This window comes from Xanthomarina sp. F1114, assembly GCF_026410255.1.
In the GTDB taxonomy this organism is placed as follows: domain Bacteria; phylum Bacteroidota; class Bacteroidia; order Flavobacteriales; family Flavobacteriaceae; genus Xanthomarina.
In genome coordinates this window covers 1-18,860 of sequence record NZ_JAPMLL010000010.1, presented here as the reverse complement: position 1 = coordinate 18,860, position 18,860 = coordinate 1, and the positions used below count along the sequence as shown (strand labels likewise).

Annotated in this window: 19 protein-coding genes; 14 read left to right on the top strand and 5 right to left on the bottom strand. The window is 32.1% G+C overall.

Annotation, left to right across the window (positions count from 1 at the left end; all coding sequences use genetic code 11):
• The first annotated feature begins 8 nt into the window (after positions 1-8).
• Both OS188_RS09400 and OS188_RS09395 read left to right on the top strand, forming a co-directional pair.
• Entirely contained in the window at positions 9-368 is a 360-nt protein-coding gene (locus OS188_RS09400) for a hypothetical protein (RefSeq protein ID WP_267148584.1), read from the top strand.
• A 231-nt stretch (positions 369-599) separates the two neighbouring features.
• On the top strand, positions 600-1,388 hold the full coding sequence (locus tag OS188_RS09395) for a hypothetical protein (protein ID WP_267148583.1): 789 nt from the start codon (positions 600-602) through the stop codon (positions 1,386-1,388).
• Between the two features lie 4 nt (positions 1,389-1,392).
• On the opposite strand, the gene OS188_RS09390 is transcribed toward OS188_RS09395, so the two are convergent.
• On the bottom strand, positions 1,393-2,661 hold the full coding sequence (locus tag OS188_RS09390; protein ID WP_267148582.1) for an exo-beta-N-acetylmuramidase NamZ family protein: 1,269 nt from the start codon (positions 2,659-2,661) through the stop codon (positions 1,393-1,395).
• Between OS188_RS09390 and OS188_RS09385 the strand changes: the two genes are divergently transcribed.
• Both OS188_RS09385 and OS188_RS09380 read left to right on the top strand, forming a co-directional pair.
• Positions 2,662-3,897: an ABC transporter permease gene (locus OS188_RS09385; RefSeq protein WP_267148581.1), complete on the top strand. Its 1,236-nt coding sequence runs from the start codon at positions 2,662-2,664 to the stop codon at positions 3,895-3,897. It abuts the gene before it with no gap.
• A 144-nt stretch (positions 3,898-4,041) separates the two neighbouring features.
• Entirely contained in the window at positions 4,042-5,022 is a 981-nt protein-coding gene (locus tag OS188_RS09380) for a PLP-dependent cysteine synthase family protein (RefSeq protein ID WP_267148580.1), read from the top strand.
• A gap of 114 nt (positions 5,023-5,136) precedes the next feature.
• On the opposite strand, the gene OS188_RS09375 is transcribed toward OS188_RS09380, so the two are convergent.
• The 4 genes from OS188_RS09375 to egtB all read right to left on the bottom strand — a co-directional run bounded on the left by OS188_RS09375 (position 5,137) and on the right by egtB (position 8,519).
• Positions 5,137-5,550, bottom strand: coding sequence for a hypothetical protein (locus OS188_RS09375; protein WP_267148579.1), 414 nt, complete (start codon positions 5,548-5,550; stop codon positions 5,137-5,139).
• 194 nt (positions 5,551-5,744) lie between these two features.
• On the bottom strand, positions 5,745-6,413 hold the full coding sequence (locus OS188_RS09370) for an aspartate/glutamate racemase family protein (RefSeq protein ID WP_267148578.1): 669 nt from the start codon (positions 6,411-6,413) through the stop codon (positions 5,745-5,747).
• Positions 6,414-6,417: 4 nt separating this feature from the next.
• A complete protein-coding gene (locus OS188_RS09365; protein ID WP_267148577.1) occupies positions 6,418-7,365 on the bottom strand; it encodes an L-histidine N(alpha)-methyltransferase in 948 nt (315 codons plus the stop codon).
• Positions 7,366-7,370: 5 nt separating this feature from the next.
• Positions 7,371-8,519 (bottom strand): ergothioneine biosynthesis protein EgtB, encoded by a 1,149-nt coding sequence (egtB, locus tag OS188_RS09360; RefSeq protein ID WP_267148576.1) that lies wholly within the window; start codon positions 8,517-8,519, stop codon positions 7,371-7,373.
• A 194-nt stretch (positions 8,520-8,713) separates the two neighbouring features.
• On the opposite strand from egtB, the gene OS188_RS09355 reads away from it, so the two are divergent.
• The 10 genes from OS188_RS09355 to hpf all read left to right on the top strand — a co-directional run bounded on the left by OS188_RS09355 (position 8,714) and on the right by hpf (position 18,767).
• On the top strand, positions 8,714-9,985 hold the full coding sequence (locus tag OS188_RS09355; RefSeq protein WP_267148575.1) for a DUF2851 family protein: 1,272 nt from the start codon (positions 8,714-8,716) through the stop codon (positions 9,983-9,985).
• Positions 9,986-10,060: 75 nt separating this feature from the next.
• Positions 10,061-10,288, top strand: coding sequence for a PspC domain-containing protein (locus tag OS188_RS09350; protein ID WP_267148574.1), 228 nt, complete (start codon positions 10,061-10,063; stop codon positions 10,286-10,288).
• A gap of 6 nt (positions 10,289-10,294) precedes the next feature.
• Complete coding sequence (locus OS188_RS09345; protein ID WP_267148573.1) at positions 10,295-11,314, top strand: potassium channel family protein; 1,020 nt, start codon at positions 10,295-10,297, stop codon at positions 11,312-11,314.
• Between the two features lie 111 nt (positions 11,315-11,425).
• The gene (locus OS188_RS09340) at positions 11,426-13,501 is read left to right on the top strand and encodes an amino acid carrier protein (protein WP_267148572.1); all 2,076 of its coding nucleotides are present in this window, start codon (positions 11,426-11,428) and stop codon (positions 13,499-13,501) included.
• 6 nt (positions 13,502-13,507) lie between these two features.
• Positions 13,508-14,383, top strand: a complete 876-nt coding sequence (locus OS188_RS09335) for a ComEA family DNA-binding protein (protein ID WP_267148571.1) — start codon at positions 13,508-13,510, stop codon at positions 14,381-14,383.
• Positions 14,384-14,397: 14 nt separating this feature from the next.
• Positions 14,398-15,564 (top strand): acyl-CoA dehydrogenase family protein, encoded by a 1,167-nt coding sequence (locus OS188_RS09330; protein WP_267148570.1) that lies wholly within the window; start codon positions 14,398-14,400, stop codon positions 15,562-15,564.
• A gap of 19 nt (positions 15,565-15,583) precedes the next feature.
• The gene (locus OS188_RS09325) at positions 15,584-17,008 is read left to right on the top strand and encodes a carboxypeptidase-like regulatory domain-containing protein (RefSeq protein ID WP_267148569.1); all 1,425 of its coding nucleotides are present in this window, start codon (positions 15,584-15,586) and stop codon (positions 17,006-17,008) included.
• Positions 17,009-17,202: 194 nt separating this feature from the next.
• Positions 17,203-17,397 carry a 30S ribosomal protein S21 gene (gene rpsU, locus OS188_RS09320; protein WP_267148568.1) on the top strand — a complete coding sequence of 65 codons (195 nt, stop codon included), beginning with the start codon at positions 17,203-17,205 and terminating at the stop codon, positions 17,395-17,397.
• Between the two features lie 136 nt (positions 17,398-17,533).
• Entirely contained in the window at positions 17,534-18,424 is an 891-nt protein-coding gene (locus OS188_RS09315) for a tyrosine-type recombinase/integrase (protein WP_267148567.1), read from the top strand.
• A 40-nt stretch (positions 18,425-18,464) separates the two neighbouring features.
• A complete protein-coding gene (gene hpf, locus OS188_RS09310) occupies positions 18,465-18,767 on the top strand; it encodes a ribosome hibernation-promoting factor, HPF/YfiA family (RefSeq protein WP_267148566.1) in 303 nt (100 codons plus the stop codon).
• The last annotated feature ends 93 nt before the right edge of the window (positions 18,768-18,860 follow it).

The window sequence follows — 18,860 nt, the reverse complement described above, 5'->3', positions numbered from 1 at the left end:
AACCTTTTTTGAAATCACTTTTATTAACTTTTAGCTTGGTCGTTTTTACTAGTTCTGTTTTTTCTCAAGCAGCTTTTGCTAAGCTCGAAAAAAATAAAAACCTTTTGGCTAGTAGTTTATTTCATGAACTAAATTCAACAAAAGACACCTTATTATTACAGAGTAAAAATGAAATTTCACATGTTTATTCTTTAAATGCAGAGAATGAAAAAGAAATAGATGTGTACTTAAATACAACCAGTACAAAAATTTCTCTTGTTGATTTATCTCCAGGAAAGCATGTGTTTATTGTGGATCAAACCCCGAAAAAAATCCTCTTTGTTATTCGTGTTTTAGGTTATACGTCTTTACTGGCAACAGACGATTAAAGCTAGTTTTCTAAAATTATTTTTCCAATTAAACCTCTTGGTACCATCCGTTTAAATGCTTAAAATGTAGTTGTTAAGTATTTTAAAAAACACTTTGTCTATTATACACATGGACTTGTCGAATATCTAAATCGATTTTGCTTTTGCTTCTCATATTATCTTATTTTTGAATTGTTACACAAAGAATTACTTATTACATTAAGTTATTTGTAGAACAAAATTATACACATTATGAAGAAGACCCCTAATTTCAAAATGTTTATGTTTATCGTTATGATTGTTGTAAATACATCCTACAGTCAAGATGTTGTATATTCCTCACTTTTTAAAAACGTAAACAAAACAGCCGAAAATTTAAAGCACCAACTAAACGCTTCTGGTGATACTTTATATCTAGAGAGTAAATTCGACCTTAATAGAATTGAAATTATTGGTGATGATGGTTTAGAAATTTACCCAATTAATAATATTACAAAAACAATTAAAGTTCCTTTAAACGCTTTAGATATTGGCGATTATACTTTTGCAGTTGTGCAAACTGAAGGTCGCGATGATACTTATATTTACACAAAGAGTATTGTTTTTAAAATTTCCAGATTACTTCCAATAGATATGAATTCCTATAAGGGAATGAAACCCTTGCCATCTTCGATAAATTTAGCGGATAGTAATATTCCAATTTTAGATCTTGAAGAAAACAAAATTATAAAAGACTTTCCAAGGTCTACTGAGTTAGCCGAAAATACAGCTAATAACCATATAAACTTAGATGCTAATAGTATCGAGGTTTCAACTAGTGCTGTAACCCCTGAAACCTTAGCTTCTTTAGAAGAAAAAGAGACTTTAGACGCTAAGCATTTGCGAACTAGAAAAATTGATAATATTCTGGAACGAAACAATAAACCTTCATATTCTAAAGCTTATAATCTTACAGATATACGCTCTGGAAGAGATAATATTCAATCTAGAGCAGATTACAGAAGAAATAATTTAAGGCCAAACGGGAAGCCTTACGATTAATTGTTTATTTGTAAATTAAATATTTAGCACGCATTTTTCTATAGTTTTCTAAATCTTTTTGCCAACTGGCTTTAATGTCTTTTTCACTTATACCTGCTTCAATTTGTTGTTGTAGTTTGGCCGTGCCAGCATGTTTGGTAAAATTAGCTGTATTAAAAACTTTAGATTTGTCTGTAGCGTTGTTATAGGCTTTTATTAACCATTGCAGAGATACTTCATTTTTCAAATCGCTGTTTTGTAAATCTTCCCCATAGCAAAGCACATCTTTATGTTTTGGGTTTTTAGCACCAAAATTTTCTTTGGGTGTATAACTAAACGAGAAAACATTCTTATTTAAAAATGGGGCGCCGTAACGTTGAAACTGATATTCAGTTCCACGACCGGCATTAATATCTGTGCCTTCAAAAAGTCCAAGACTTGGATATAATTTTATAGACTGGTCGTTAGGTAAGTTTGGAGAAGGTCTTATTGGAACACTATAAAAAGTGTCATGGGTATAATTCTTAACAGGAATAACCGTAATATTACATTGTGCTTTATTTTCTAACCACTTTTCACCATTTAACATCTGCGCAAATTCGCCAATTGTCAATCCATGTACCAAAGGAATGGGATGCATTCCTAAAAAACTTTTGTTTTCAATTTCTAGGGTTGGCCCATCAATATAGTGTCCGTTGGGGTTGGGTCTGTCTAAAATCAGTAAAGGAATATTGGCCTCTGCGCAAGTTTCCATCATATAATGTAATGTTGAGATATAGGTGTAAAACCGGACCCCAACATCTTGAATATCGAAAATCATGATATCAATATCTTTAACAGCTTCCAGAGACGGCTTTTTATTTTTTCCATAAAGCGAAATTATAGATAAGCCTGTTTTTGTGTCTTTTCCATGAGCTACTAATTCACCAGCATCAGCTTTTCCCCGAAAACCATGTTCTGGAGAATACACTTTTTTAATCGCTACATTCAAAGTCATTAGAGAATCTACCAAATGTGTGTTTTTAGTGTGATCTGCGTTTTTAAAGATAACACTGGTTTGGTTGGCAACAATTCCAACCCGTTTTCCTTTTAATAAAGGAAGATATTTTTCGGTCTGATTGGCAGCAACAATTATATTTTTATCCTTGTGCGGATTTTGAGGTTTAGCAATTACATGAGTAGAAGATTGAACTCGGTTTTCGCTTTTGTTTTTAGAAAAGTTTCCACATGAAATGCCTATTAAAACAAATAATAAAACTGTATTTTTGACATGTATAAATTTTAATTGCATCATTTGAAATTCGAATATTTTATAGCAAAACGCATAATTGATAGTAAAGCGTATAAAAGTAGTGTTTCGGCACCAATAATAAAAATTGGTATTGCCGCTATTGCTATAGGAATTGTAGTTATGATGATTGCTATTGCTACAGGAATAGGGCTTCAGCAAAAGATTCGAGAAAAAGTAGTGGCCTTTAATGGCGATATTATTATTTCAAATTTCGATAGTAATAATTCACAAGAAAGTGGAAAGCCCATTTCCATGAATCAGGATTTCTATCCAGAATTCAAATCGGTAGATGAGGTTGAGCATATTCAAGCTGTAGCTACTAAATTTGGAATTATTAGAACGGAAACAGATTTTGAGGCTATTATTTTGAAAGGCGTTGGGGCCGATTTTAAATGGTCTTATTTTCAAGATTTTTTAATAGAAGGAAGGCTTCCGGATTATAGTGAAGGTAGAAACGAAGATGTGCTTATTTCTAAATATTTAGCAAATAGAATGCAATTTAAATTAGGAGATAGTTTTACAACGTTATTTAGAAAAGAAGATCCTAATAAGCCACCAAGTATGATTACATATCATATTGTTGGTATTTATAGTTCGGGTTTTAAAGATTTTGACGAGACCTACGTACTTGGAGATTTACGACATTTACAACGTCTAAACCGATGGGAAAGCGACCAAGCTGGTCACTTTGAAGTTTTTGTTAAAGATTATGCTAAGTTAAATGAGACCTTTAATCAAGTGTATCAAAATACGCCATCCTTATTAAATGTAGTAACAGTTGAACAAAAGTTCGGTTCTATTTTTGAATGGATTAAAATTTTTATCAAAAATATTTATGGCATTATTGGCATTATGATCTTAGTTGCGGGTATTAATATGATAACCGCTTTACTTGTTTTAGTTTTGGAGCGCACGCAAATGATTGGGATTCTAAAAGCGCTTGGGTCTAACAATTGGGCCATTAGAAAAATATTTTTATACAACGCCTCCTATTTAATTAGCTTAGGTTTAATTTGGGGAAATGTAATTGGACTTGGTCTATTATTTGCTCAAAAGTATTTAAAATTATTTCCGTTAAACCCAGATGTGTACTATGTAACTGAAGCTCCAGTTTATATTAGTTTAGGTTATATTTTGGCATTAAATATTGGAACTTTTGTACTGTGCTTGGTTATGTTGTTACTGCCATCTTATATTATTACAAAAATTTCGCCGGTAAAAGCTATCCGATTTGAGTAATATTCCTAAGTCAATTTAGACGCTCTAATATAATTCCTTCTTAAAACAATTCGTGAATTCATAGCAAAATCTTACATTTGCACTTGAAATTTTTTGATTAATTATAAAAGATACTTTCCCATTATTAATGGGGTTTTCAAATATATGGATTACGTAAATAACATCTTAGAAACTATTGGGAATACGCCTTTGGTTAAAATGAATAAACTTACAGAAGATTTACCTTGTTTGGTATTGGCAAAATACGAAACTTTTAACCCAGGAAACTCTGTAAAAGATAGAATGGCATTAACCATGATTGAAGATGCTGAAGCAGATGGACGTTTAAAACCAGGAGGAACTATTATTGAAGGAACGTCCGGAAACACAGGAATGGGCTTGGCATTAGCGGCAATTGTAAAAGGCTACAAATGTGTTTTTGTAATGGCCGACAAGCAAAGCAAGGAAAAGATTGATATGTTGAGGGCTGTAGGAGCAGAGGTGGTTGTTTGTCCAACAGATGTAGAACCAGACGATCCAAGATCTTATTATTCTGTTTCTAAACGTTTAGGTGAAGAAACACCAAATTCGTGGTACGTAAATCAGTATGATAATTTAAGTAATACAAAAGCTCACTACCAAAGCACGGGACCAGAAATTTGGAAACAAACTGATGGAAAAATCACTCATTTTGTTGTTGGAGTTGGAACAGGGGGAACCATTTCTGGAGTTGGTAGATATTTGAAAGAACAAAACCCGGATGTGAAAGTTTGGGGAATTGATACCTATGGTTCTGTGTTTAAAAAATATCATGAAACAGGAATCTTCGATGAAAATGAAATCTATCCTTATGTAACCGAAGGAATTGGAGAAGATATTTTACCAAAAAATGTAGACTTCGATATTATTGATGGGTTTACTAAAGTAACCGATAAAGATGCAGCAGTATATACTCAAAAATTAGCTAAAGAAGAAGGTATGTTTCTTGGGAACTCTGCCGGAGCTGCTATTAAAGGTTTGTTGCAATTAAAAGAACATTTTACAAAAGATGATGTGGTGGTGGTTTTATTTCACGATCATGGTAGTAGATATGTGGGTAAAATGTTTAACAACGACTGGATGAAGAAAATGGGGTATATTGAATAATATAACTTTTAGTAGGACAGAAAAACAATACATAATAAAAAACCTGATCCAAATGCTCAGGTTTTTTTATTAATTCTTATTAGTTTTTTGACTGTAAATAATTAAGTCAGAAAACTATTTATTTAATGGGGCACCAACTGGAATTGCGCAATCGTGACCTGGTTGTCCATGAGCAGGATTCGTGCCTTGGGCAGCCTTAAGAGGCGATGAGCTTCCTGGATTTACCATAGGAGATGAGCTTCCAGGGTTTACCATAGGCGATGAATTGTTCTTACTGTTCAATGGCGCTCCAACAGGAATAGCACAATCGTGACCAGGCTGACCATGAGCTGGATTCAAACCTGTAGCTGCCTTGGCAGGCTTTGGAGTATCAGAACCATTATCAGAACTACTTTCAGGAGCATTATTTACCTGCTCTTCTTTAGTAACAGTCTGATCTGTATTAGTGTCTGATTTCTTAGAATTAGATTGTTCGCATCCGGAAAATAAAAATACACCGAATAATAAAACTGCTAAATATGTCTTCATAGATTTAAGGTTTATACGCCATTATAATTTAATTCTAGTTAAATAATGGCTGATTATGTAAAGATGCGAATATATAAAATTATAAACTTCTTCCATATGAACCAATGATTACTATTTTTTACTCTTAGCTCTCTGTCATATTTATTAAACATTAAATAGTAAGTTTGAAATAATTTAATTCTATGAGAAGAGTTTCAATTTTTATGGAGTTTTAAAGCTTTTTCAACTTGAAGGCATGTCAAGTCTAAAACGTCTATAGAGCTTTTTAAAATGGATAGCTCTGTACAAGCAATCATAACAAGAGCATTTCGACTATATTTCTTTACCAACATATTATAGGCTTCTATTTCTGAAGGAGTTTCAGAATTTGAATAGATTTTGGTTCTTAAATTATCAATAAATTCCATATCTTTTTTTGAAGGCGAAGTTGCTTCAATGTCTTCCTTAGCTAAGTAATTTGAAATATATCTGGAAGTCATTGTATATTTTGATCCAAAAATCACTACTTGCTCTTTTTTGTTTTCCTTTAAATAATTAAGGCTTAAAGCTAATGGATGAAGAATAGGAAAAGGTGTTTTAAGTTTGTCAATAGCTTCATGCAACGTGATATTTGGAACTAAAAGATGACTTATAGGAAGTCTTTCTAATTGATTAAAACATTCTGAAAGTGTTGGAAGTAGTTTTTTAAAATTATCAGGTAAATACGGATTTATTTCATTAAAATCTGTGTTGTAAAGTAAAAAAGGGAAGGTGCTATATGCTTTCTCTTCATTGTTATACGCAGTATTTAATGTATCTATATAAAACAAGGTACTTCTGTTGCCCAAGCCTAGAATTCCTAAAATATTTTGGGTTTTGAGCATGATTTTATGTTTTTATAAGAATATAATCTGCAAAATACCCTTTAGCATCCAATAGTTTTGTCACAATTTTAAGTTCACTGTTTTTTAAAATCTCATTCAAAACAAGATCGTTATATTTTCTGGAGATTTCCGTATAGATTTTTTCATCTTTCTTAAAATGAAAAACCTTGTTTAAAGCGCCAATGGATACATCTTGGTCTATATTGCTTACAATATAACTTCTTGCAATGCCCTCTTTTTCTGAGTATTCAGGTTGATGCGAGAAATCTTTTATACTGAAATTCGCATCCAACTCTCTATTAATTCTATGTAATAAATTTAAATTGAATGCTTTAGTTACTCCTGCTTTATCGTTGTATGCAGGTAAAACTATGTCTTGGGCTTTTATTAAATCGACTCCTAAAAGTATTTTGCCCTTAGTGTTTAAGCTATTACTTAGGTTTGTAATAAATCTACTGGCTTTTTCGTCTTCCATATTCCCTATATTGGAACCTAAAAACAAAACAACTTTGGGATGTTTAGATGTTTTTAAACTGTCTAGAACACTAAAATAATCGCCTTGTTTTTTTGTTACTTTCAGTTTTGGCAATTCTTTGTTTAAATTAGCTTCTAGGTTGTCGAGAGCGTTTTGTGAAATATCTACAGGAAGATATTCAAACTGAAAATTTTCTAATAATAAGACTTTAAGAAGTTCTTTGGTTTTTGTGCCATCTCCAGCACCTAATTCTATTAACTCAAAATAGGTGTTGGGTTTTATATCTAAAGATGAAATGATGTTTTTAGTTTGATTCTTAAAAATATCAAATTCAGCTTTTGTTAAATAGTATTCTGGGAGATTCATTATTTTTACAAATAAGGCGTCTCCAATTTTGTCGTAGAAATATTTTGAAGGTAAGGTTTTTGATAACTTGCTAAGACCTTCATTTATATCATTTTTAAATTTTTTGTTCATAGAGATTATTTAGCTAATCGTATTCCGGAAAATTGCCATTGTGTACTAGGGGAAAAGAAATTCCTATAGGTATTTCTACTGTGGTTTTTGGCCGTTGCTAAAGATGCGCCTCGAAGTACCATGAGATTGACCATAAATTTCCCGTTATATTCCCCAACGGCTCCTTTTGCAATTTCAAAATTTGGGTATGGTAGGTAAGCCGAATTGGTCCACTCCCAGACTGATCCCCAATCTAATTGTTTGGAAGCTATTTCCCATTCAAATTCTGTTGGTAATCTATATCCTGCCCAAAACGCATAAGCAGCTGCTTCGTAATAAGAAATATGTGTTAAAATAGCCTCAGGATTTACAGGCTGTAAGCCAGATAAGGTGTATTGGTGCCAAACATTATCAATTAATTTCCAATATAAGGGACTTTTAATTTTGTTTTCTTTTATCCAATGCCAGGCATCGTCCAGCCAATATTTTACTTGTTCATATCCATTGTCGTTTATAAACTTTATATAATCGGCATTTGTAACTAAAGCTTTAGACATTTTAAAGGGTTCTAAAAATACCCGATGTTTTCCAAGCTCATTATCATAACAAAAATTGGTTCCGTCATGACCTATATTATAAACCCCTTCTGGTATTTCTACCCAGCCGTTGCTTTTGTTTTGGGCATCCATATAATTTGTTTCGGAATATCTTGGGTAAATAGGATTACAGGAAAATGTGTGTTTTAAATCGGTTATTAATAGTTCTTGATGTTGCTGCTCATGATTGACCCCCAAAACGGTTAGTTCTTCAATTTTTTTAGATGGATTTGATTGTAGAAGCGCTGTCATATGTTTGTCTACATAAGCACGATATTCATAAACCTTATCAATAGAAGGTCTTGTTATTAATCCTCGGTTTTTTCTTTCAATTCTTTCTCCAACACTATTGTAATAACTGTTAAATAGGAAGCTGTAAGAAGCATCAAAAACCTGATAAGCATTAGAGTAAGCTTTTAGAATCATTTCTTCAAAAAACCAAGATGTATGTGCTAAATGCCATTTTGGAGGACTTGCAAACTCGGCAGATTGCGGTGTATAATCTTCTTTTTTTAAGGGCTTACAGAGATCTTGGGTTTTATTCCTTGTAGATGTATATAATTGTATTAATATTTCCATATACTTTAAATATAAAAAGGTTTTACGAAAACTAGATATAGAGTAAGATAACTTTAACAATACCTATATAATAAAATGCTTTAATTTTAAAGACTTTACTTTCAAAATGGAGGCTGCTAATTTTTACGTGTATTTATAATAACAATCCCTTAGTAATTAGTTAAATATACAAGATAATTTAGTATTTTTAGATTATGCAAGAATCATTTTTACATTATATCTGGCAATATAAAAAAATGGCTGTTGTTAATTTAAAAACAACTCAGTTTGAAGCCTTAGAAATAGTTTCGGTTGGACAACATAATACCAATTCGGGACCAGACTTTTTTAATGCTCAGCTAAAAATAGCTGGTCAACTTTGGGCTGGAAATGTTGAAATTCATATTAATTCTAGCGATTGGTTTGTGCACCATCATGAAACAGATCAGGCATATGACAATGTGATTTTACATGTAGTTTGGGAACACGATACCGAAATATTTAGAAAGGATAATTCTATAATTCCAACTTTGGAATTAAAACATGTTGTAGATAAAGAGCTCTTTAAAAACTATATCAGATTAATGTCTTCTCAAAACAAATGGATTAATTGTGAATCAGATTTTGCAGAGGTTGATAATTTTGTCATAGAAAATTGGTTGGAACGCTTGTATTTTGAGCGTCTTGAAAGAAAATCTGAAGTTGTCGAGAACTTATTAAAATATTCCAAAAATAATTGGGAAGCCGTTTTATTTAGAATGCTTGCTAAAAATTTTGGACTGAAAGTAAATGGAGATGCTTTTTTTAGCATGGCAAAAACAATTGATTATACCATAATTAGAAAACTACAAACTAATCAAACAGCTTTGGAAGCCTTGTTTTTTGGACAATCTGGCTTATTGGAAGAAGATATACAAGAGTCTTATTTTTTAGAACTTAAGAAAGAGTATGGTTTTTTAAAACAAAAATTTAAATTAACTAATAACGATGTCATGTCCATTCAATTCTTTAGATTGAGACCACAGAACTTTCCAACTATCCGTTTATCACAACTAGCAACTCTTTATCATTTACAGCATAATTTATTTTCAAAAGTTATAGAATTTAATTCTAGAAAAGAATTTTACGAGCTCTTTCACGTAAACACGTCTTCTTTTTGGAAATCTCATTTCACCTTTGGAAAAGAATCTAAAGTATCGTCAAAAAGCATCGCAAAGTCATTTGTCGATTTACTTTTAATAAATACAATCATCCCTATTAAATTTGCCTATGCAAGATTTCAAGGTAAGGATGAGAATGACGGCTTGTTGGAGTTAGTCAAACAAATTCCTTCAGAGAAGAACAGCATTGTTTCGGCTTTTAATAATTTGAAAAAGGTGTCGCATTCTGCGTTGGAATCTCAGGCTTTAATTCAGTTAAAAACCGAATATTGTGATAAAAATAAATGTCTAGAATGTGCTATCGGTAATACTTTAATTGTTTCATAAACTGACATACAATATTATTTGGCTTCTTTAATTTTTTGGATTTAATTTTATTAATTTTTATAAGTACATTGCAACATGAACATTTTTTATAAAATCCTCCTTTTTTTTCAAAAACACGGCTATTATGTTTGTCAGAGAATTGCTGATAGAATAGGGATTAGAGCCAAAGTTGTTAGAACATCTTTTATGTATTTAACCTTTGTAACTCTTGGATTTGGCTTCGCTCTTTATCTTTTTATTGCGTTCTGGATGCATATTAAAGATTTGTTATACACCAAGCGATCTTCGGTTTTCGATTTATAAAACATCATGCATAACCCATTAATAAAGCTTCTAAGATCTAAAATTTATACAGCAATAGCACTGTTAATACTGCTATTGAGCGCTGGGGTTATTGGTTTTAGAATTCTATCTCAACTAAGTTGGATTGACGCTTTATACATGACAGTTATTACTATTACTACGGTTGGATTTGGAGAGGTGCAACCTTTGGACGAAAGTTCTAAAGTTTTTACAGTTTTCTTAATTCTAACTAGTGTTGTAATTGTTGGTTATGCCATTAGTGTAATTACCGAATATATTTTAAGCAGAAACAATTTTGAAGGTTTAAAACAACGAAAGATGCAAAAGAAAATAGACAGTCTAAAAAATCATATTATTATTTGTGGTTATGGGCGAAACGGAAAACAAGCAGCAAAGAAACTGTTAGCGTACAATAAAGAGTTTGTAATTATAGAAAGAAATAAAGAGCTGGCAGAAAAGCATCAAAGTGAAGAAGTTCCTTTTATAATTGGAAATGCTAACGAAGATGAAACACTTTTGCACGCTGGAATAGAGCATGCAGTTACATTAATATCAGCTTTGCCAAACGATGCGGATAATTTATTTGTTGTTCTTTCTTCCAGGCAATTAAATAGCAAATTAAATATAATTAGTCGTGCTTCTCAAGAAGCCTCCTACAAAAAACTAAAGCTTGCCGGAGCTGATAATGTTATTCTTCCAGATAAAATAGGAGGAGATCACATGGCTTCTTTAGTAGTAGTACCTGGCTTGTTGGAGTTTATAGATAATTTGTCTATAGTTGGAAAAGCGAATGTCAATATAGAAGAAATAGCTGTGGAGCAACTTTATAACACTTCAGAAGTTCAAACTATAAGAGATTTAGATTTAAGAAATAAAACAGGCTGTAGTATTATTGGTTTTAAAGACGAAAAAGGAGAATATATTATTAATCCCGAAGCAGAATTAAAACTAACTTCTAAGTCTAAAATCATTGTTTTAGGTAGGCCAGAACAAATTCAAAAATTAAATTCATTATATAATTTATAATATTTAAATTATTTCTTATAGCGTTAAATTAAAGTTGAAACTTTAATAAACCATTTTTTTTTAGCATCTTGCTGTCCTTAAAAACTCAAAACTAACTAATAATAAATTTTTATGAAGAAAGTTCTTCTTTTAATTTTCACATTAATATTACCTATAATAGCTTTTGCTCAAGACTTTAATGTTGAGGGACTTGTATCTAATCCATCAAAGTCTATTAACGATGGTGTTGTAACCTTAAAAGTAACTGGAGGTGTAGAACCATATACTTACAGATGGAGTAATCAAAATACAGCTTTAACCTCTAATAGATCCACTGGATTAACCGAAGGTATCCCATATACAGTTGTTGTTACAGATGCTGTTGGAGATACAAAAACAGCTGTCTTTACTGTAAAAACTGAAGCCATTACAGAGGTTTTTAACGGCGCAATGACACCTGCAGTTAGTGCATTAGGTTCCATATTATTTTGGGATCCATTTGCAGCTGTTGGAATTTACGACCCTGTAGTTTACGCAGATTCTAAACAAGTAGGAATTCCTAATTGGACAAACGAAGTAGATAATAAGTATGTACTAAAAGACTGGTTAGTTCAAGATGGAGCTCATGTGTCCAAAGGAGAAGCTATAGCTGTTATTACAGATAAAAGCGAAAAAGAAATTACCGTAAACTCTTTGGCAAACGGAACATTAAAGCATTTTACCCAACCAGGTCAAACCATTTATAATTCTGAAAATAAAAAACACGTTATAGAGCAAGGAGCGCATATTTTTGCAGAAATAGCATACGATAAGCCTATTGTTTTAACGCACCCAAATGGAGATCCACTTACTAAACCTATTTCTTTTATTGTTATCTGGTTGGTATTTGGAGCTTTGTTTTTTACTATAAGAATGGGTTTCATTAATATTCGCGGATTTAAGCATGCTATCGATTTGGCAAGAGGAAAATATGACGATCCGGACGCACCAGGACAAGTAACACATTTTCAGGCTTTGGCAACAGCTGTTTCCGGAACCGTTGGTCTTGGTAATATTGCTGGAGTAGCCGTAGCTGTTTCCTTAGGGGGAGCAGGAGCAACTTTTTGGATGATTGTTTGTGGATTATTAGGGATGTCTACCAAATTTGTAGAATGTACCTTAGGTGTAAAATACAGAGATATCTTACCTGATGGCCGTGTTTTTGGTGGCCCAATGAACTATTTACGTCACGGACTGGAAAAACGAAATATGAAAGGTTTAGGGAAAGTCCTAGCTGGAATGTTTGCTGTTCTTGCCGTAGGAGCTTCTTTTGGTGGTGGAAATATGTTCCAAGCCAATCAGTCTTTCGAGCAATTAGCAGGACAGTTTCCAATGTTAGAAGGAAATGGATTTTATTTCGGTATTATAACTGCTATTTTAGTAGGTGTAGTAATTATTGGAGGTATTAATAGTATTGCAAAGGTAACAGGTCGTGTGGTGCCAATTATGGCTTCTATATATGTGGTTGCTGCTTTAGCTGTTATTATCATGAACATTCAAAATATAGGACCTGCATTTTCTGCAATTGTCGACGGTGCTTTTAGTCCGTCTGCATTAAAAGGAGGGATTATTGGAGTATTAGTCGTAGGATTTCAACGTGCAGCTTTTTCAAACGAAGCAGGTGTAGGTTCGGCAGCTATTGCACATAGTACAGCTAAAACGAATCACCCGCCTTCTGAAGGTTTTGTAGCTTTATTAGAACCGTTTATAGATACAGTAGTTGTGTGTACTTTAACAGCATTAGTTCTTATCTTTACTGGAATGCATGAGGTAGAAGGAATGGCTGGGGCTCAATTAACTTCTGATGCTTTTGGAAGTCAAATCTCTTGGTTCCCTTACGTTTTAGCATTAGCAGTTTTCTTATTTGCTTTTTCAACTATGATTTCTTGGTCTTATTATGGAATGAGAGCTTGGACATACTTATTTGGAAAGAGTAAAAAAATTGAGTTTATTTATAAAATGTTGTTCTTAGTATTTGTAGTTATTGGAGCATCGGTAAGTTTAGGAGCTGTTTTAGACTTCTCAGATATGATGATTCTTGCTATGTCCTTTCCAAATATTATAGGACTGTATATTATGTCTAAGGAGGTTAAATTCGATTTAGATGCCTATACTAAAAAATTAAAAGCAAATCTGCTGTTTCGAAAACAGATAGAGACTAAAAAATAACCAATCATGGAAAATTTTAAATCCCATTTTACGTTTTCAAAAAAACAACGGAATGGGATTTTTTTATTGGTTTTAATTATAGTTGGATTGCAAGCTGTTTATTTTTTTGTTAGTTTTTCTTCAGAAGATGTTCAAGTAAATCAAGACGAATTGCAAGCCTTCCAAAAAGAGATAGATTCTTTACGTTTGGTAGAAATTGAAAAGAGAAAACCAAAAATCTATCCGTTTAATCCTAACTATATAACCGATTACAAGGGTTATACTTTGGGAATGACTAATGAAGAAATTGACAGATTATTAGCTTTCAGAAAACAAGATAAATGGGTTAATTCTGCTAAAGAGTTTCAGGATGTCACTCAGGTGTCAGATTCTTTCCTGTCAAAAATTTCACCGTACTTCAAGTTTCCGGAATGGGTTACAAACCCAAAACCCAAAAAGGAATATGCCTATAAAAATAATAATCAGCCAAAAACCTATACTCAAAAACAAGATTTAAATACAGCTTCAGCCACACAATTACAAAAGGTTAATGGTATTGGCGAAGCATATTCAAAACGAATTGTAGCATATAGAGAAAAGTATGGTGGTTTTATTGCCGATGTCCAATTGCAAGAGATTTATGGCTTGTCGCCAGAAGTTATTGAGAGACTCACAGAGCAATTCACAGTAAAAACGCCCAAAGAAGTTGATAAAATAAGCTTGAACTCCGCTACTATAGAGGAACTCGTTACTATTCAGTATATTGATTACGAGATAGCACACCACATTATAGAGCAACGAACCTTAAGGGATGGATATCAATCTCTGGACGATTTGTTGAAAGTTAAAAGCTTCCCATCAAACAAAATCGATATAATTAAATTATATTTGAAGCTAAATTAATAAAGAAAAAAGGTATGAATAGTATGTACTTCACAGAAGAACATCAATTGTTTAGAGAAAGTCTTAAAGATTTTTTACAAAAGGAAGTTGTTCCACATATTGAGAAATGGGAGAAAGAAGGAACTGTAGAGCGCTTTATATGGAAAAAGTTTGGCGATATGGGATTTTTTGGTTTGGCCTATCCTGAAGAATATGGCGGATTAAATCTCGACTTATTTTACACCGTCATATTTTTAGAAGAACTTCAAAAAATAAATTCAGGTGGATTTGCTGCAAATATGTGGGCACATGCCTATTTAGCTATGACCCATGTTAATAAAGAAGGAAATCACGAAATAAAAGAAAAATATCTAACTCCAAGTATTGCTGGAGATAAAATTGGTTGCTTGTGCATTACAGAGCCTTTTGGAGGTAGTGATGTTGCGGGAATGAGAACCACAGCTGTTAAAAAAGGCGATAACTATGTTATTAATGGTTCTAAAACCTTTATAACTAACGGTGTTTATAGCGATTATTTAGTAGTTGCAGCCAAAACAGATCCGGAAGCTGGACATAAAGGAATGAGTATTTTTATTATGGATAGAGATACGCCAGGAATTTCAGCAACTAAATTGGATAAATTAGGCTGGAGAGCTAGTGATACTGCAGAAATTGCTTTCGATAATGTAACTATTCCTGCTGGTAATTTAATGGGTGAAGAAGGAAAAGGTTTCCCATATATTATGCAGCATTTTGCTTTAGAGAGATTAATTATGGGAGTTAACTCGCATGCCAGGGCAGAGTTTGCATTGGATTATGCTAAGCAGTATATGAGTGAGCGTACAGCTTTTGGAAAAACTATTGATAAATTCCAGGCCTTAAGACATAGGTTCGCAGAGTTATATGCAGATATGGAAATCTGTAGAGAATTTAATTATTCTGTAGCTTATAGACTTGATAAAGGTGAATATGTAGTAAAACAAGCTACTATGTCTAAGTTGAAATCAACTAAAATGGCAGACGAAGTTATTTACGATTGCCTTCAGTTTTTAGGAGGTTATGGATATATGGAAGAATACCCAATGGCAAGATTATTACGCGATAGTAGATTAGGACCAATTGGAGGAGGAACTTCAGAGATTCTTCGTGAAATCTTAGCTAAAATGATTTTAGACGATAAAAACTATAAACCTGCAACCTAAATTTTAAGTAAATAGTTCTATGAAGCCTCAATATATCAAACATCTTTTTGGAGCCCTTGTCCTATTATGTGGGATTTCAGCATTTTCTCAAACTGAACTTAAAAACTCAGTCTTGGATGCAGAAACTTTTCAGCCTATGGAAAGTGCTAGTGTTTATGTTCAGAATACAACTATTGGTACTATTACTAATGCCGATGGGAAGTTTGTTTTAGTCGTTCCGGAAAAATATAAGAGCGATACTTTGGTGGTGTCATCCATTGGTTTTAAAAGCTATAAAGTTCCTGTTAATGAATTCGACAGTTCTTTTGATGTTTATTTAGAGCCAGATGTGGCTTCTTTAGACGAAATACTTCTTGTGGCAGACTCGAGACCAAAAACAGGGAACGATATTGTGCTTCGTGCCATTGAAAGGTTGTCCGAAAATTTACCGGACTCTGCTTATATAGAAAAAGGTTTTGTTAGGCATAAAGAACGTAATAAAAAGGAGTTTAAATGGTTAGTTGAAGGCGCTATTACATTGTACGATTCTAGTTACCAAACAAAAACTTCGGAGTTTCTTAAGATTAATGTCGATGAGGTTAGAAAAAGTTACGACTTAAGAGATGTAGATAGTTTATTAACTTATACAGCATACTTAAAAGATAAGTCTAATAATAGAAATTTAAAAGCAAGAAATTTAAGAAGAGATACAATAAAAACCTCTTCCTTAGTAAAGGCTATTAAATGGAATGACACTAGAATTAATGGTTTGGAGAATTTTTTTCAAGGAAAATTAAACCTAGTTAGAAACTCTAATAATCCAAGAGCTTTATTTAACGAAAATATCTTAGATCAACATCTGTTTTCTTTAGACACCGTTTTGGTGGATAACGACAGAAAAATTTACAAGATTAAAATTAATAAAGGGAAAGAGTATATCAACCTTGAAACAAAAGGTATATACAACGACGGTTATAACGCCAATGGTTGGATTTATATTTATTGGGATACGTATGCTATTAAGAAAATTGAATACGAATTAGTTGCAGCTTCTAGTGCTCAAAAAAGCAGAAGTAAAACGCTCTTCGGAACTCAGGTAAACCATAAATTAATTATTAACTATATGGAATATCAAGATAAGATGTATCCTAGTTATATATATTACGAAACCCCAAAACTTGTAAATGTTGGCTCAAAGGTTGGAACTAGTACAAAAGGAGAAGAAGTAGAAAGCAATCCTGAAGAAAGATATTATTATACTGTTCAAGAAATTTTATTTACAGAGATTATCCTTGATAAAGAAAAAATTAAGGAAGCTTTAGATGCACCTTGGGATCCAGATATTTTTATGTCCAGACCTTATAATAAAGAGTTTTGGAAAAACTATAATACCTTGTTAGAAAGTGAAGAAGAAGAAAAACTTATTCAGGATTTAACAAAACGCTCATCATTATATAAGGAATAAAAGTAATTTGGTCTTGAAGCAATTTTTTAATTTAGTTTTATTAGGCTGGTTAATAGGTTTTTAGAGTCTATATATGCTTATTGTTTTAACAGAAATTTGTGCTAAATAATAATTTTTAATTTTTTGATTGCTGATTATTAAAATGTTTCTATATTTGCGCCTTGAAAATCTAAAAGAGAGGAGGTTAAGACACTATGTTAATAATACCAATTAAAGAAGGAGAAAATATAGATAGAGCGTTAAAGCGTTATAAGAGAAAGTTTGATAGAACTGGAACTAAGCGTGCACTACAAACTCGTAAACAGTTTGATAAGCCTTCAGTTCTTAAAAGAGCTCAGAATTCAAAAGCACAATACATTCAGAATTTAAGAGATCAAGAGAATATCTAATCTCATTAATTTTTGTTAAATCCACATAAAGTCCTGTTTAACCAAAGCATTTGCAATGGTTAGACAGGATTTTTTTTGTACAAGTAGTTGTCTTCTTTTTTAAATCTATATATTTACTTAATCATATATATATGCTATGCCATTTACACCTTTTATAGACTATTTGTTGCTTGAGAAGAATTACTCTAAGCTTACTATACAAGCGTATAAAAATGATTTAACTGAATTTTTAAGTTTTATAGAATTAGAATTTGACACCCCATCAATTGAAACCGTTAATTATCCTCAAATTCGATCGTGGATTGTAAGTTTGGTTGAAAAAGGTATTTCTAATAGAACTATTAATAGAAAGGTATCGGCTTTAAACTCCTATTATAAATTCTTATTAAAAACAGAAAGCATTCAGGCAAACCCCTTAGCAAAACATAAAGCATTAAAAACCAGTAAAAAAATTCAAGTTCCGTTTTCCGAAAATGAAATCACAACTGTTTTAGACGAACTTTATTTTGAATCCGATTTTGAAGGTGTAAGAAACAAATTGATTATTGAACTTTTCTATTCCACCGGAATTAGAAGAATTGAGTTGATAGAACTCAAACTAAAAGACATTGACTTTTCCAATAAAACCTTAAAAGTTTTAGGGAAAAGAAATAAAGAACGTTTTGTGCCTTTGTTGCCCAAAGTTATAGAGTCTGTAAAAGTCTATTTGGAACACAGGAATAAGCTTGAAGTAATAACAAATTCTAAAGCTCTCTTTTTAACAAAAAAAGGAGTTAAAATTTACGAAACACTTGTTTACCGCATAATTAATGAGTATTTTAGTTTAGCATCTAGTAAGGTAAAAAAGAGTCCTCATATATTAAGACATTCGTTTGCCACTCATTTACTAAACCAGGGTGCAGATTTAAATGCTGTTAAAGAACTTTTAGGGCATTCTAGTTTAGCTGCTACACAGGTATATACACATAATAGTATATCCGAATTAAAAAAAGTGTATCTAAATTCGCATCCCAGAAGTAAAAAATAAAACAGTTTAATTTATTGTCTAATCAAAAAATAAAAGAAGTATGAAAGTAAACACGCAATCAGTCAATTTTAATGCAGATCAGAAATTGATAGACTTTGTTCAAAAGCGTATGGATAAGTTAGATTTATTTTATGACAAAGTAATCAGCTCAGATGTTTATTTAAAATTAGAAAACACAAGCGATAAAGAAAATAAAATTTTTGAAGCTCGCGTTAATGTTCCGGGAGATAGCTTGATAGTAAAGAAACAATGTAAAACGTTTGAAGAAGGTACAGATATGGCAATTGCTTCTTTAGAAAGACAACTTAAAAAAAGAAAAGAAAAACTTAGAGCACATATATAATAAATTATTAGTAAATTTTTCAGAAAAAATGTTTTGAAAAAGAAAATAAATCTATACATTTGCAGTCCGTTAGAAATAGCGGGCTTTTTTTTT

What these genes read in the sequence shown, in the direction of transcription:
- OS188_RS09330 (WP_267148570.1), top strand. Translation starts at nt 14,398, where the DNA reads ATGAATAGTATGTACTTCACAGAAGAACATCAATTGTTTAGAGAAAGT.
- hpf (WP_267148566.1), top strand. Translation starts at nt 18,465, where the DNA reads ATGAAAGTAAACACGCAATCAGTCAATTTTAATGCAGATCAGAAATTG.
- rpsU (WP_267148568.1), top strand. Translation starts at nt 17,203, where the DNA reads ATGTTAATAATACCAATTAAAGAAGGAGAAAATATAGATAGAGCGTTA.
- OS188_RS09365 (WP_267148577.1), bottom strand. Translation starts at nt 7,365, where the DNA reads ATGAACAAAAAATTTAAAAATGATATAAATGAAGGTCTTAGCAAGTTA.
- OS188_RS09355 (WP_267148575.1), top strand. Translation starts at nt 8,714, where the DNA reads ATGCAAGAATCATTTTTACATTATATCTGGCAATATAAAAAAATGGCT.
- OS188_RS09350 (WP_267148574.1), top strand. Translation starts at nt 10,061, where the DNA reads ATGAACATTTTTTATAAAATCCTCCTTTTTTTTCAAAAACACGGCTAT.
- OS188_RS09315 (WP_267148567.1), top strand. Translation starts at nt 17,534, where the DNA reads ATGCCATTTACACCTTTTATAGACTATTTGTTGCTTGAGAAGAATTAC.
- OS188_RS09375 (WP_267148579.1), bottom strand. Translation starts at nt 5,550, where the DNA reads ATGAAGACATATTTAGCAGTTTTATTATTCGGTGTATTTTTATTTTCC.
- OS188_RS09335 (WP_267148571.1), top strand. Translation starts at nt 13,508, where the DNA reads ATGGAAAATTTTAAATCCCATTTTACGTTTTCAAAAAAACAACGGAAT.
- OS188_RS09370 (WP_267148578.1), bottom strand. Translation starts at nt 6,413, where the DNA reads ATGCTCAAAACCCAAAATATTTTAGGAATTCTAGGCTTGGGCAACAGA.
- OS188_RS09325 (WP_267148569.1), top strand. Translation starts at nt 15,584, where the DNA reads ATGAAGCCTCAATATATCAAACATCTTTTTGGAGCCCTTGTCCTATTA.
- OS188_RS09390 (WP_267148582.1), bottom strand. Translation starts at nt 2,661, where the DNA reads ATGATGCAATTAAAATTTATACATGTCAAAAATACAGTTTTATTATTT.
- OS188_RS09345 (WP_267148573.1), top strand. Translation starts at nt 10,295, where the DNA reads ATGCATAACCCATTAATAAAGCTTCTAAGATCTAAAATTTATACAGCA.
- egtB (WP_267148576.1), bottom strand. Translation starts at nt 8,519, where the DNA reads ATGGAAATATTAATACAATTATATACATCTACAAGGAATAAAACCCAA.
- OS188_RS09340 (WP_267148572.1), top strand. Translation starts at nt 11,426, where the DNA reads ATGAAGAAAGTTCTTCTTTTAATTTTCACATTAATATTACCTATAATA.
- OS188_RS09395 (WP_267148583.1), top strand. Translation starts at nt 600, where the DNA reads ATGAAGAAGACCCCTAATTTCAAAATGTTTATGTTTATCGTTATGATT.
- OS188_RS09380 (WP_267148580.1), top strand. Translation starts at nt 4,042, where the DNA reads ATGGATTACGTAAATAACATCTTAGAAACTATTGGGAATACGCCTTTG.